Genomic DNA, 14,433 nt, shown 5'->3' on the forward strand with positions numbered 1-14,433 from the left:
AGGTAGCGGTAAACGCGCCTTGTCGCAACGTTCACTTATCTGCTTGTGCAAAAGAAAAGGGCCGGAAACCGGCCCTTTTTGCATCAGGAGACATTACTCGTCAGCGTCATCCGCTGCATCATCTTCGGTATCGGCTTCTGGTGCGATTTCATCATCACCTTCTGCGACGCTACCGTCGATGGAGTCGAGCTCTTCGTCATCCACAGGCTCAGCTACACGCTGCAGACCCACGACGTTTTCATCTTCCGCGGTACGGATGAGGATCACACCCTGAGTATTACGGCCAACCACGCTGATCTCAGATACGCGTGTACGCACCAGCGTACCGGCATCCGTGATCATCATGATCTGGTCGGCATCGTCTACCTGTACCGCACCCACAACGGATCCGTTGCGCTCGGTAACCTTGATAGAGATAACGCCCTGCGTGCCACGAGACTTGGTCGGGTATTCGCTTTCGGCAGTACGTTTACCGTAGCCGTTCTGCGTGACGGTCAGGATAGCACCTTCACCGCGCGGAACGATCAGGGAAACGACGGTATCTTCACCGGCCAGTTTGATACCACGAACACCTGTTGCAGTACGGCCCATTGCACGAACCGCGTTCTCTTTGAAGCGCACCACTTTACCGGCGGCGGAGAACAGCATCACTTCATCGGAACCGGAGGTGAGGTCAACGCCAATCAGTTCGTCACCGTCGTTCAGGTTCACCGCGATGATACCGGCAGAACGTGGACGGCTGAATTCGGTCAGCGCGGTTTTCTTCACGGTACCGCTGGCGGTCGCCATAAAGACGTTCACGCCTTCTTCGTACTCACGTACAGGCAGAATCGCGGTGATACGTTCGTTCGCTTCCAGCGGCAGCAGGTTCACGATTGGACGACCACGCGCACCACGGCTCGCTTCTGGCAGCTGATAGACCTTCATCCAGTACAGACGACCACGGCTTGAGAAGCAGAGGATCGTGTCATGGGTGTTTGCCACCAGCAGACGGTCAATAAAGTCTTCTTCTTTAATACGTGCTGCCGATTTGCCTTTACCGCCACGACGCTGTGCTTCGTAGTCGGTCAGCGGCTGATACTTCACATAGCCCTGGTGAGACAGGGTGACCACCACATCTTCGCGGTTGATCAGATCTTCAATGTTGATATCAGAGCTGTTCGCCGTGATTTCGGTGCGACGCTCATCGCCGAACTGATCGCGGACCAGTTCCAGCTCTTCACGGATCACTTCCATCAGGCGCTCTGCGCTACCCAGGATATGCAACAGCTCGGCAATCTGTTCCAGCAGTTCTTTGTATTCGTCGAGCAGTTTTTCGTGCTCAAGGCCGGTCAGTTTCTGCAGACGCAGATCCAGAATCGCCTGGGCCTGCTGTTCAGTCAGGTAGTACTGACCGTCACGCACGCCGAACTCAGGCTCCAGCCACTCAGGACGCGCAGCATCGTCGCCAGCGCGTTCCAGCATGGCGGCCACGTTGCCCAGATCCCACGGACGGGCAATCAGAGACGCTTTCGCTTCCGCAGGGGTTGGTGCACGGCGAATCAACTCAATGATTGGGTCGATGTTTGCCAGTGCAACGGCCAGCGCTTCAAGGATGTGTGCACGGTCGCGGGCTTTACGCAGTTCGAAAATAGTACGGCGAGTCACCACTTCACGGCGGTGACGCACAAACGCGCTCAGAATATCTTTCAGGTTCATGATCTTCGGCTGACCATGGTGCAATGCAACCATGTTGATACCGAAGGAGACCTGGAGCTGAGTCTGGGAATACAGGTTGTTCAGTACAACCTCGCCCACCGCGTCGCGTTTGATTTCAATCACGATGCGCATGCCGTCTTTATCAGATTCGTCACGCAGCGCGCTGATGCCTTCAACACGTTTTTCTTTTACCAGCTCGGCGATTTTTTCAATCAGACGCGCTTTGTTCACCTGATACGGGATCTCGTGAACAATGATGGTTTCACGGCCGGTTTTGGCGTCCGCTTCCACTTCGGCGCGGGCACGGATATAAATCTTGCCACGTCCGGTGCGGTACGCTTCTTCAATACCACGACGACCGTTGATGATCGCCGCCGTCGGGAAGTCTGGACCCGGGATGTGTTCCATCAGCCCTTCAATGCTGATGTCTTCATCCTCAATATAGGCCAGGCAGCCGTTGATCACTTCCGTGATGTTATGCGGTGGAATGTTGGTTGCCATACCGACGGCGATACCGGACGAACCGTTCACCAGCAGGTTAGGGATTTTCGTTGGCATAACGTCCGGAATGCGTTCCGTGCCGTCATAGTTATCAACGAAATCAACCGTCTCTTTTTCCAGGTCAGCCATCAGCTCATGGGCAATTTTCGCCAGACGGATTTCCGTATAACGCATTGCCGCGGCGGAGTCGCCGTCGATAGAACCAAAGTTACCCTGACCATCTACCAGCATGTAACGCAGCGAGAATGGCTGCGCCATTCGGACGATAGTGTCGTACACCGCGGAATCACCATGGGGATGGTATTTACCGATTACGTCACCAACGACACGGGCAGATTTTTTGTAGGCTTTATTCCAGTCATTGCCCAATACGTTCATGGCGTATAGTACGCGACGGTGTACCGGCTTCAGGCCATCGCGGACGTCCGGCAGCGCACGGCCAACAATGACCGACATCGCATAGTCCAGATAGGAGCTCTTCAGCTCTTCCTCGATGTTAACCGGTGTAATTTCTCTCGCAAGGTCGCTCATCTAACCGCTATCCCTCTACTGTATCCCGGATTCAAAGGTCGCAAATTATAACACAGCCGCGGTGATTGAGGTAAACCAATAAGCTTTATTCAACCGCGCGGGCTGATATACTCCGAAGTCTTGCAAAATAAGGAGTAAAAGCGCCCATGAATGCCGAAAAATCCCCGGTGGCTCACAACGTTGACCATGAAGAGATTGCCAAATTCGAAGCGGTGGCATCCCGCTGGTGGGATCTCGAAGGTGAGTTTAAACCTCTGCACCGCATTAACCCGCTGCGTCTGGGCTATATCGCGGAGCGTTCCGGCGGCCTGTTCGGTAAGAAAGTGCTCGACGTCGGCTGCGGCGGCGGCATTCTGGCAGAAAGCATGGCGCGCGAAGGGGCCACCGTCACCGGTCTGGATATGGGCTTTGAACCGCTGCAGGTTGCCCGTCTTCATGCGCTGGAATCTGGAGTGCAGGTGGAATATGTGCAGGAAACCGTCGAAGAACATGCGGCAAAGCATGCCCATCAGTACGACGTGGTGACCTGTATGGAGATGCTGGAGCACGTTCCCGACCCCCAGTCCGTGGTTCACGCCTGTGCAAAACTGGTGAAACCGGGCGGCCAGGTCTTCTTCTCGACGATCAACCGAAACGGAAAAGCCTGGCTGATGGCGGTCGTCGGGGCGGAGTATGTGCTGCGTATGGTGCCAAAAGGCACGCACGACGTGAAGAAATTCATCAAGCCTGCTGAATTACTGAGCTGGGTTGATCAAACGTGGCTCAAGGAGCAGCACATCACCGGTCTGCATTACAATCCATTGACCGATAAATTCAAACTCGCACCGGGTGTAGATGTTAACTATATGTTGCATACAACCGCCAAAAACGACTGACGTCATCCATTATTCTTATAAAGATTGCGCGACATCATGTTGCGCAATTCTGACCTCCCGTTGAAGAAATCAGCACTCGATCAAATTTTGAATTTTTTTTCTTAATTATTGACATCTCTTCCAGGCCTTACGGTACGAGGACTTAGCCTTTTTTACCCTTTGACAACCTCAATTTAACGTCAAAATCAACCCTTGTGCTGAAAAGATTCGATACTAGAATACTCACCATATAGCGTTTTTCTTATCGCAAACCCCCTATATGTAGTATTTATCCACAGAGTTAGTCACAAGACGGATCTGTGGATAAGCGGGGGATATTTTTTATTTCACGGACAGGTAAAACCCACATGAATCAGAGTCTGCTGGTGACTAAGCGCGACGGTACCACCGAGCGTATCAATCTGGACAAAATCCATCGTGTTCTCGACTGGGCAGCAGAAGGACTGAATAACGTATCTATCTCCCAGGTTGAACTGCGCTCTCACATTCAGTTCTACGATGGCATCAAGACATCTGATATCCACGAAACCATCATCAAGGCTGCGGCGGATCTCATTTCCCGTGAAGCCCCGGATTATCAGTACCTCGCTGCACGTCTGGCGATTTTCCACCTGCGTAAAAAAGCGTACGGCCAGTTTGAGCCGCCAAAGCTTTACGATCACGTGGTGAAAATGGTTGAGCTGGGTAAATACGACACGCATCTGCTGGAAGACTATACGGAAGAAGAGTTCGAGCAGATGAACGGGTTTATCGATCACTGGCGCGACATGAACTTCTCTTACGCGGCGGTGAAGCAGCTCGAAGGCAAATACCTGGTTCAGAACCGTGTGACCGGTGAGATCTACGAAAGCGCCCAGTTCCTCTATATTCTGGTGGCCGCCTGCCTGTTCTCTAACTACCCGCGTGACACCCGTCTGGAATACGTGAAGCGTTTCTACGATGCGGTTTCCACGTTCAAGATTTCTCTGCCTACGCCAATCATGTCTGGCGTGCGCACCCCAACCCGTCAGTTCAGCTCATGCGTCCTGATCGAGTGTGGTGACAGCCTGGATTCCATCAACGCGACCTCCAGCGCCATCGTGAAATATGTCTCCCAGCGTGCCGGTATCGGCATCAACGCCGGTCGCATCCGTGCACTGGGTAGCCCGATTCGCGGCGGTGAAGCGTTCCACACCGGCTGTATCCCGTTCTACAAACACTTCCAGACCGCGGTAAAATCCTGCTCTCAGGGCGGCGTACGCGGTGGTGCAGCCACCCTGTTCTACCCAATGTGGCACCTGGAAGTGGAAAGCCTGCTGGTACTGAAAAACAACCGTGGCGTTGAAGGCAACCGCGTTCGTCACATGGACTACGGCGTACAGATCAACAAGCTAATGTACACCCGTCTGCTGAAAGGTGAAGACATCACCCTGTTCAGCCCGTCCGACGTTCCGGGCCTGTATGACGCGTTCTTCGCCGATCAGGATGAGTTCGAGCGTCTGTACACCAAATACGAAAAAGACGACAGCATCCGTAAGCAGCGCGTTAAGGCGGTTGACCTGTTCTCCCTGATGATGCAGGAACGTGCCTCTACCGGCCGTATCTACATTCAGAACGTTGACCACTGCAACACCCATAGCCCGTTTGACCCGGTGGTTGCGCCAGTGCGCCAGTCTAACCTGTGCCTGGAAATCGCCCTGCCGACCAAACCGCTGGAAGATGTTAACGACGAAAACGGCGAAATCGCGCTCTGCACCCTCTCTGCTTTCAACCTGGGCGCTATCAAGAGCCTGGAAGAGCTGGAAGAGCTGGCGGTGCTGGCCGTGCGTGCGCTGGATGCCCTGCTGGATTACCAGGACTACCCAATCCCGGCGGCAAAACGTGGAGCAATGGGCCGTCGTACCCTCGGTATCGGCGTTATCAACTTTGCCTACTGGCTGGCGAAACACGGTAAGCGTTACTCCGACGGCAGCGCGAACAACCTGACCCACGAAACGTTCGAAGCGATTCAGTACTACCTGCTGAAAGCCTCCAACGAGCTGGCGAAAGAGCAAGGCGCGTGCCCGTGGTTCAACGAAACCACCTATGCGAAAGGCATTCTGCCGATCGATACCTACAAGAAAGACCTGGATGCGATTTCTAACGAACCGCTGCATCTGGACTGGGAAGCGCTGCGTGAATCCATCAAGACTCACGGCCTGCGTAACTCCACGCTGTCTGCCCTGATGCCGTCTGAGACCTCTTCGCAGATCTCTAACGCCACCAACGGTATTGAACCACCGCGCGGCCACGTCAGCATTAAAGCGTCGAAAGACGGTATCCTGCGTCAGGTTGTGCCTGACTACGAGCTGCTGAAAGACAACTACGAGCTGCTGTGGGAAATGCCAAACAACGACGGTTACCTGCAGCTGGTGGGGATCATGCAGAAGTTTATCGACCAGTCGATTTCTGCTAACACCAACTACGACCCGACGCGCTTCCCGTCTGGCAAGGTACCGATGCAGCAACTGTTGAAAGACCTGCTCACCGCCTACAAATTTGGTGTGAAAACCCTGTACTATCACAACACCCGTGATGGTGCGGAAGACGCTCAGGATGACATGGCACCGTCAATCCAGGACGATGGCTGCGAAAGCGGCGCATGTAAGATCTAATGAAGGGCGGGGATATCCCCGCCTTTATTTCGTAAGACAGGACTCCAATTCATGGCATACACCACCTTTTCACAGACGAAAAACGACCAGCTCAAAGAGCCGATGTTCTTCGGGCAACCGGTCAACGTGGCACGCTACGATCAGCAAAAATATGACATCTTCGAAAAGCTGATTGAAAAGCAACTCTCCTTCTTCTGGCGCCCGGAAGAAGTTGACGTCTCTCGCGATCGTATCGATTTCCAGGCGTTGCCGGAGCACGAAAAGCATATCTTCATCAGCAACCTGAAGTACCAGACGCTGCTGGACTCCATTCAGGGCCGTAGCCCGAACGTGGCGCTGCTGCCGCTGATCTCCATTCCGGAGCTGGAAACCTGGGTGGAAACCTGGGCGTTTTCTGAGACCATCCACTCCCGCTCTTACACCCACATTATCCGCAACATCGTTAACGATCCGGCGGTGGTGTTTGACGATATCGTCACTAACGAGCAGATCCAGAAACGTGCTGAAGGTATTGCGCACTACTACGACGAACTGATCGAGATGACCAGCTACTGGCATCTGCTGGGCGAAGGCACCCACACCGTGAACGGCAAAACCGTCACCGTGAGCTTGCGCGCGCTGAAGAAACAGCTTTACCTGTGCCTGATGAGCGTTAACGCACTGGAAGCCATCCGCTTCTACGTGAGCTTCGCCTGCTCCTTCGCTTTTGCGGAACGCAAGCTGATGGAAGGTAATGCCAAAATCATCCGTCTGATCGCCCGTGACGAAGCCCTGCACCTGACCGGCACCCAGCATATGCTGAACCTGCTGCGCAGCGGTACAGACGATCCGGAGATGGCTGAGATTGCCGAAGAGTGCAAACAGGAGTGCTATGACCTGTTCGTGCTGGCCGCTCAGCAGGAGAAAGAGTGGGCAGACTACCTGTTCCGCGACGGCTCCATGATTGGCCTGAACAAAGACATCCTGTGCCAGTATGTTGAGTACATCACCAACATCCGTATGCAGGCGGTCGGGCTTGAGCTGCCGTTCAAAACCCGCTCTAACCCAATTCCGTGGATCAACACCTGGCTGGTATCCGATAACGTGCAGGTTGCGCCACAGGAAGTGGAAGTCAGTTCTTATCTGGTCGGGCAGATTGACTCTGAAGTTAACACCGACGACCTGAGCGACTTCCAGCTCTGATGAGCCGCGTAACGCTTAGCCTTTCCGGTACCGAAGTGCTGTGCCGGGAAGAACACCCTTCCCTGTTGATTGCGCTTGAGGCGCATCAGGTTGAAGTGGAGTATCAATGCCGCTCAGGCTATTGCGGCTCATGTCGCTGCCGTTTAGTCGCCGGACAAGTGGACTGGCTGACCGAACCGCTGGCCTTCATCAACGAAGGTGAAATTTTGCCCTGCTGCTGCCGGGCAAAAGGCGATATAGAGATTGAGATGTAAACCGCCCCTCCGGGCGACATAAAAAAGGGCCTTACGGCCCTTTTTCTTTTACTTCAAAAACTGCACGGCTTTATCCGGGAAATCGGTGAACAGCCCGTCCACCCCGGCCTGGTTATACAGCACGTCGTACAGCTGGTTTACGTCCGTCGCATAAGCCGGTAGCTGGTCCGCACGCACCGTATACGGATGAACCTGCATATGGCTGGCGTGCGCCTCTTTCACCATTGCCGTCAGCTTGACGTGGCCTGGCGTTGAGCCTTCCGCCACCAGCATATGGTAATCCGGTCCGATACCGTCGGCGTACTGCGCGATCTGTTTCATTGCGCCCGGCTTAAACATCCAGTCGTAGTTGTAATTCACCCACGTGCCGTCGGGCTGTTTCTCCTGAGTTTCATTCCAGTCGGTGTAGGCAATCAGCTGTACCAGATTGAGATCCATCCCTCTCTTTGGCGCCAGCTCGGTTTTAATGCGCTTCAGCTCAGCGGCGTCAAAACACTGCAGATAGACTTTGTCGCGCTTGCTGGTGTAGCCGTACTTTTTCAGCACGTCCAGCGTCTTCGCGGCAATGTCCTTCCCTTCCTGATGGTGGAACCACGGCGCTTTTATCTCCGGGTAGATGCCGATGTTTTTCCCGGTTGAGTGGTTCAGTCCCTGAACAAACTCAATCTCTTCTTCGAAGGTATGAATGCGAAAATCAGATTTACCCATCGGGAAACGTCCCGGATAGACCTGCACCTTCTTGCCGTTTTCAACCTCGAAACCCTCGGTAAACTTCAGCGAACGAATCTCATCCAGCGTAAAGTCAATGGCGTAGTAGCGACCATCTTTGCGGGCGCGGGCCGGGAAACGCTCAGCCACGTCCGTCACGCGGTCAAGATAGTGGTCATGAAGGACGACCAGCTGGTCGTCACGGGTCATCACCAGATCCTGCTCGAGATAATCTGCCCCCTGCGCATAGGCCATCGCTTTTGCCGGGAGCGTGTGCTCTGGCAGATAGCCGCTTGCGCCGCGATGGGCGATAACCATTTTCTCGTTAGCCAGCGCTGAGCCTGTCATCAGGCCCGCCAGCAGCAGGCCCGTTGCTACGTAAGTTAATTTCATCAGCCTTCTCCTTATTGACGACGCGCCTGCATTTCGGCGTGATGACGTTTTTCACCAATCATCACCACAATCAACAGCAGCACCGCCAGCACGCTACCGCCAATCATCACCATAAAGCCGCCGTCCCAGCCGAAGAAGTCAACGGTGTAGCCCACAATGGCGCTCGCCGCGACCGAACCGCCAAGGTAACCGAACAGACCGGTAAAGCCGGCCGCCGTACCTGCCGCTTTCTTCGGCGCCAGCTCCAGGGCATGCAGACCAATCAGCATCACCGGGCCGTAAATCAGGAAGCCGATGACGATCATACAGGCCATATCGATTGACGGGTTACCCGGCGGGTTGAGCCAGTAAACCACGGTGGCAATGGTCACCAGCGTCATAAAGAAGACGCCCGTCGCACCACGGTTACCCCGGAACACTTTGTCCGACATCCAGCCGCAAATCAGCGTCCCCGGGATCCCGGCGTACTCATAGAGGAAGTAAGCCCAGGAGGATTTATCCAGCGCGAAATGCTTCACCTCTTTCAGATAGGTAGGTGACCAGTCGAGGATGCCGTAACGCAGCAGGTACACGAAGACGTTGGCCACCGCGATATACCACAGCAGTTTGTTGGGCAGGACGTACTTCATGAAGATCTGTTTGGCCGTCAGCTCTTCTTCATGCTGCTCGCTGTAATCATCCGGATAGTCGTTTTTGTACTCTTCAATCGGCGGCAGGCCACAGGACTGCGGCGTGTCACGCATCAGGGCGAAAGCGATAACCGCCACCAGAATGGCACCAAAGGCAGGCATATAAAGCGCGGCTTTCCAGTCGTTAAACCACGCCATCCCCAGCAGGAACAGCAGAGGTGGAATACCGCCACCGACGTTATGCGCGCAGTTCCACACCGACACGATGCCGCCACGCTCTTTCTGCGACCACCAGTGCACCATGGTGCGCCCGCAAGGCGGCCACCCCATTCCCTGGAACCAGCCACAGAGGAACAGCAGCACGAACATCACGGCGATGCTGGAGGTTGCCCATGGCACAAAGCCCATGAACAGCATCACCGCTGCCGCCAGGATCAGACCCGCAGGCAGGAACACGCGTGGATTCGAGCGATCGGACACTGAACCCATGATGAATTTGGAAAAACCGTAGGCGATAGAGATCCCCGACAGCGCGAACCCCAGATCGCCACGAGAAAAGCCCTGCTCCACCAGATACGGCATGGCGAGCGCAAAGTTTTTACGTACCAGGTAGTACGCCGCGTACCCGAAGAAGATCCCCAGGAAGATTTGCCAACGCAGACGACGGTATAGCGGATCAATTTCTGCCTCTGGCAGACGCGCCCGATGCGGCGCAGGTTTGAAGATACTGAGCATGACAGCCTCCGTGGCCAGGTATTGAATTTACAGGGGTTTAACTGCCCCACACTCCAGAGAGGCGGCGATGTTAAGAAATCACGGTGATTGTTACTGTGAATCAACGCACAAATTGTTACAGAAATATGACAATGTGCGCAGAAAAGCGCATGGAATCACGTTTCACTTTCGAATTTCGTTCGTTTATGTTCGAAATCAAACAAACCACAGTTTTGATGTGGCTAAATGGTAAAAAACGAACACAGAGGGATAACAATGACAATTCACGATCCTCGCTACAGCGATGTGATTATCATTGGCGGTGGCGCGACCGGCGCCGGCATCGCACGCGACTGCGCCCTGCGTGGGCTGAGCGTCACGCTTCTGGAGCGCCATGACATTGCGACGGGCGCAACCGGGCGCAATCATGGCCTGCTGCACAGTGGTGCCCGTTACGCGGTGACCGACCCCGAATCCGCGCGGGAATGCATTGCTGAAAACCAGATCCTCAGACGCATTGCCCGCCACTGCATTGAACCGACCAACGGTCTGTTCATTACGCTTCCCGAAGACGATCTCTCATTTCAGCCAACCTTTGTGACCGCCTGCCGCGCTGCAGGGATTGAGGCTGACGTCATCGACCCCGAACTCGCGCGTCGCCTGGAACCGTCTGTCAACCCGGCCCTTATCGGTGCGGTGAAGGTCCCGGACGGCACGGTTGACCCTTTCCGCCTGACCGCCGCGAACATGCTGGACGCCCGTGAACACGGCGCACAGGTTCTGACCGGGCAGGAAGTGACCGGGCTTATCCGGGAAGGGAACCGCGTCTGCGGCGTACGTGTTTTTGATACGCAGTATAAGGAGCATGGCGAACTGTACGCCGCCGTGGTGGTCAACGCGGCGGGGATCTGGGGGCAACGCATCGCGGAGTACGCCGAGCTGTCTGTGCGCATGTTCCCGGCAAAAGGCTCGCTGCTGATCCTCGACCACCGCATTAACAACCACGTGATCAACCGCTGCCGCAAACCTTCTGATGCCGACATCCTGGTGCCGGGCGATACCATTTCGCTTATCGGCACCACTTCAACCCACGTGGACTATAGCGAGATTGATTACAACCGCGTGACCGCCGACGAGGTGGATATCCTGCTGCGCGAAGGGGAAAAGCTGGCTCCCGTGATGGCGCAGACCCGAATTCTTCGCGCCTATGCCGGCGTGCGCCCTCTGGTGGCGAGCGATAACGACCCGAGCGGGCGCAACGTCAGCCGTGGCATCGTGCTGCTCGACCACGCCGCACGCGATGGCCTGGACGGGTTTATCACCATCACCGGCGGCAAGCTGATGACTTACCGCCTGATGGCCGAGTGGGCAACCGATGCCGTCTGCCGCAAGCTGGGTAATAGCGAACGGTGTGTGACCGCAGAGCAACCTCTGCCCGGCTCGCGTCAGTCCACCGAGAAAACGCTGCAAAAAATCATCTCCCTTTCCGCCCCCCTGCGCGGTTCCGCCATCTATCGCCACGGAGACCGCACGCCAGTCTGGCTGGGGGAAGGACGGCTGAGCCGTAGCCTGGTGTGTGAATGCGAAGCCGTCACGGCGGGTGAAGTGCAATACGCCGTGGAGAATCTGACCGTCAACAGCCTGCTTGATTTACGTCGGCGCACCCGCGTGGGCATGGGCACCTGCCAGGGTGAGCTGTGCGCCTGCCGTGCCGCCGGGTTGTTACAACGTTTTCATACCACCACTGCCACCCAGTCGCTGGCACAACTCAGTGATTTCCTGAACGAACGCTGGAAAGGTATTCAGCCTGTCGCCTGGGGTGATGCCCTGCGTGAAAGCGAGTTTACCCGCTGGGTCTACCAGGGGCTGTGCGGTCTTGAAAAGGAGCAACAGGATGAAATTTGATACCGTGATTGTCGGTGGTGGGCTGGCGGGTCTGCTCTGTGGTATCAGGCTAACGAAGCAGGGGCTGCGCTGCGCCATCATCACCCGGGGCCAGAGCGCACTGCACTTCTCGTCGGGTTCGCTGGATCTGCTGGATGAGGCATATCGCGATGCCCTGCCGCCAGAGCATCCCTATAACCTGACGGGCAGAGACACCGTCGACCGCTTCGCCCATGAAGCCGAAACCCTTCTGGCCGAGTGCGGCGCACGGCTGCAGGGTAACGCCCGGAAAAATCATCATCGGGTTACTCCGCTCGGCACCCTGCGCTCTGCCTGGCTCAGCCCGGAAGAGGTGCCTGTTGCCCCCTTCAACGCAGGACGGGTCCTGGTCGTGGGTATTAGCGGTTTTCTTGATTTCCAGCCCCACCTCGCTGCGGCATCGCTCTGTCGCCAGGGCGTGAACGCACAAACGGCTGAGATAGAGCTTCCTGAGCTTGACGTCCTGCGCGACAACCCGAGCGAGTTTCGCGCGGTGAATATTGCCCGTTTTCTCGATAACGACGATAAATGGCCGCTGCTGTATGCCGCGCTCCGGCCGCTTGCCGAAGGTTGCGACACGCTGTTTATGCCCGCCTGCTTTGGCTTAAGCGACAACCGGCTCTGGCGCTGGCTCTCGGATCGCCTGCCCTGCTCGCTTGGCCTGCTGCCGACGCTTCCCCCTTCTGTCCCCGGCATTCGCCTGCATACCCAGCTTCAGCGGCGGTTTATCGCTCAGGGTGGCGTGTGGATGGCGGGTGACGAGGTGAAAAAAATCACCCTGACGGATGGTTCGGTGAGCGAAGTCTGGACGCGTAATCACGCTGATATTCCGCTTCGCGCGCGTTATACGGTGCTGGCAAGCGGCAGTTTCTTCAGCAACGGGCTGCTGAGCCGTCGGGACGGCATCCAGGAGGCCATTATGGGGCTGGATGTCCGGCAAACGCCCTCCCGCGCGGACTGGTATCAGAGTGATTTCTTCACCCCACAACCCTGGCAGCAGTTCGGCGTGATTGTCGATAAGCAACTGCACCCGCGACTTTCTGGTCAGCCGGTCAGTAATCTCTATGCCATTGGCTCTCTTCTGGGGGGATACGATCCCATCGCTCAGGGTTGCGGCGGCGGGGTCTGCGCCATCACGGCGCTGTATGTGGCAGAGCAAATTGGCCAGCGCATGGAGGCTGAGCAATGAACGATACCCGGTTTGAAAGCTGCATCAAATGCACAGTTTGTACCACCGTCTGCCCGGTCAGCGGTGTGAATCCGCGCTACCCGGGCCCGAAACAGGCCGGACCTGACGGCGAGCGCCTGCGTCTTAAAGACGGTGCGCTGTACGATGAGGCGCTGAAATACTGCATCAACTGTAAACGTTGCGAAGTGGCCTGTCCGTCGGACGTGAAAATCGGCGATATCATCCAGCGAGCCCGCGCGCGTTACAGCACACAAAAGCCGTCCCTGCGCGATGCGATCCTGAGTCACACCGACCTGATGGGCAGTGTCTCCACGCCTTTTGCCCCGCTGGTGAATGCTGCAACGTCTCTCAAGCCGGTGCGAAAACTGCTGGATGCCACGCTGAAGATAGACCACCACCGCAGCCTGCCAAAATACTCTCACGGTACCTTCCGGCGCTGGTATACATCCGTGGCAGCGGAACAGGCGCAGTACACCGATCAGGTCGCGTTCTTCCACGGCTGCTATGTCAACTACAACCACCCGCAACTGGGAAAAGATCTGCTGAAGGTACTCAACGCGATGGGGACCGGCGTGCAGCTCCTGAATAAAGAGAAGTGCTGCGGTGTGCCGTTGATTGCCAACGGTTTTACCGATAAGGCGCGCAAACAAGCCAAAAGCAACGTCACGTCCCTGCGCGAGGCCATCGTTGATAAAGGGATTCCGGTGCTGGCCACCTCGTCCACCTGTACCTTCACCCTGCGTGATGAGTATCCGCACCTGCTGGACGTGGATAACACCGGTCTGCGCGAGCACATTGAGCTGGCGACGCGTTTCCTGTGGCGCAAACTGGACAGCGGGCAGACGCTGCCGCTGCGGGAACTACCGCTGAAAGTGGTGTATCACACACCGTGTCATATGGAGAAAATGGGCTGGTCGCTCTATACGCTTGAGCTGTTGCGGCTCATTCCGGGGCTGGAGCTGACGGCGCTGGACTCGCGCTGCTGCGGCATCGCGGGCACTTACGGTTTTAAGCGAGAAAACTACGAAACGTCACAGGCGATCGGCGCCCCGCTGTTTCGCCAGATTGAAGAGAGCGGCGCAGATATCGTGGTCACCGACTGCGAAACCTGCAAGTGGCAGATAGAGATGTCTACCAGCAAGCGCTGCGAGCATCCGATCACTCTGCTGGCGAAGGCGCTGGGCTAAACCATGCCGGGGCAAA

Annotated in this window: 10 protein-coding genes; 7 read left to right on the plus strand and 3 right to left on the minus strand. The window is 56.1% G+C overall.

Going from position 1 to position 14,433, the window contains the following annotated elements; translation table 11 throughout:
- Positions 1-93: 93 nt before the first annotated feature.
- Positions 94-2,730, minus strand: coding sequence for a DNA topoisomerase (ATP-hydrolyzing) subunit A (gene gyrA / locus L462_RS12150; protein ID WP_014170963.1), 2,637 nt, complete (start codon positions 2,728-2,730; stop codon positions 94-96).
- Between the two features lie 146 nt (positions 2,731-2,876).
- On the opposite strand from gyrA, the gene ubiG reads away from it, so the two are divergent.
- The 4 genes from ubiG (at position 2,877) to yfaE (ending at position 7,674) form a co-directional block, all read left to right on the plus strand.
- Entirely contained in the window at positions 2,877-3,605 is a 729-nt protein-coding gene (gene ubiG, locus L462_RS12145; protein WP_014170964.1) for a bifunctional 2-polyprenyl-6-hydroxyphenol methylase/3-demethylubiquinol 3-O-methyltransferase UbiG, read from the plus strand.
- Positions 3,606-3,952: 347 nt separating this feature from the next.
- Positions 3,953-6,238: a class 1a ribonucleoside-diphosphate reductase subunit alpha gene (gene nrdA, locus L462_RS12140; RefSeq protein ID WP_020883162.1), complete on the plus strand. Its 2,286-nt coding sequence runs from the start codon at positions 3,953-3,955 to the stop codon at positions 6,236-6,238.
- Between the two features lie 51 nt (positions 6,239-6,289).
- Positions 6,290-7,420, plus strand: coding sequence for a class Ia ribonucleoside-diphosphate reductase subunit beta (nrdB, locus tag L462_RS12135; protein ID WP_014170966.1), 1,131 nt, complete (start codon positions 6,290-6,292; stop codon positions 7,418-7,420).
- Entirely contained in the window at positions 7,420-7,674 is a 255-nt protein-coding gene (yfaE, locus tag L462_RS12130; protein ID WP_014170967.1) for a class I ribonucleotide reductase maintenance protein YfaE, read from the plus strand. The genes nrdB and yfaE overlap by 1 nt, the downstream gene beginning before the upstream one ends.
- A gap of 48 nt (positions 7,675-7,722) precedes the next feature.
- Here the strand turns inward: yfaE and glpQ are convergent, their stop codons facing one another.
- Together glpQ and glpT are read right to left on the minus strand one after the other, a co-directional pair.
- Positions 7,723-8,775: a glycerophosphodiester phosphodiesterase gene (glpQ, locus tag L462_RS12125; protein ID WP_032678598.1), complete on the minus strand. Its 1,053-nt coding sequence runs from the start codon at positions 8,773-8,775 to the stop codon at positions 7,723-7,725.
- Positions 8,776-8,786: 11 nt separating this feature from the next.
- Positions 8,787-10,139 carry a glycerol-3-phosphate transporter gene (gene glpT / locus L462_RS12120; protein ID WP_025203601.1) on the minus strand — a complete coding sequence of 451 codons (1,353 nt, stop codon included), beginning with the start codon at positions 10,137-10,139 and terminating at the stop codon, positions 8,787-8,789.
- Positions 10,140-10,394: 255 nt separating this feature from the next.
- Here glpT and glpA point away from each other — a divergent pair, with 255 nt between their 5' ends.
- From glpA to glpC, 3 genes are read left to right on the plus strand one after another with little or no spacing between them, the layout of a single operon-like run.
- Positions 10,395-12,023 carry an anaerobic glycerol-3-phosphate dehydrogenase subunit A gene (glpA, locus tag L462_RS12115; RefSeq protein WP_032678599.1) on the plus strand — a complete coding sequence of 543 codons (1,629 nt, stop codon included), beginning with the start codon at positions 10,395-10,397 and terminating at the stop codon, positions 12,021-12,023.
- The gene (gene glpB, locus L462_RS12110; protein WP_032678600.1) at positions 12,013-13,230 is read left to right on the plus strand and encodes a glycerol-3-phosphate dehydrogenase subunit GlpB; all 1,218 of its coding nucleotides are present in this window, start codon (positions 12,013-12,015) and stop codon (positions 13,228-13,230) included. Before glpA ends, glpB begins: the two co-directional genes overlap by 11 nt.
- A complete protein-coding gene (gene glpC, locus L462_RS12105; RefSeq protein WP_032678601.1) occupies positions 13,227-14,417 on the plus strand; it encodes an anaerobic glycerol-3-phosphate dehydrogenase subunit GlpC in 1,191 nt (396 codons plus the stop codon). Before glpB ends, glpC begins: the two co-directional genes overlap by 4 nt.
- Positions 14,418-14,433 lie beyond the last annotated feature (16 nt).

The sequence above is a fragment of the Enterobacter sp. BIDMC 26 genome (assembly GCF_000534435.1).
In the GTDB taxonomy this organism is placed as follows: domain Bacteria; phylum Pseudomonadota; class Gammaproteobacteria; order Enterobacterales; family Enterobacteriaceae; genus Enterobacter; species Enterobacter ludwigii.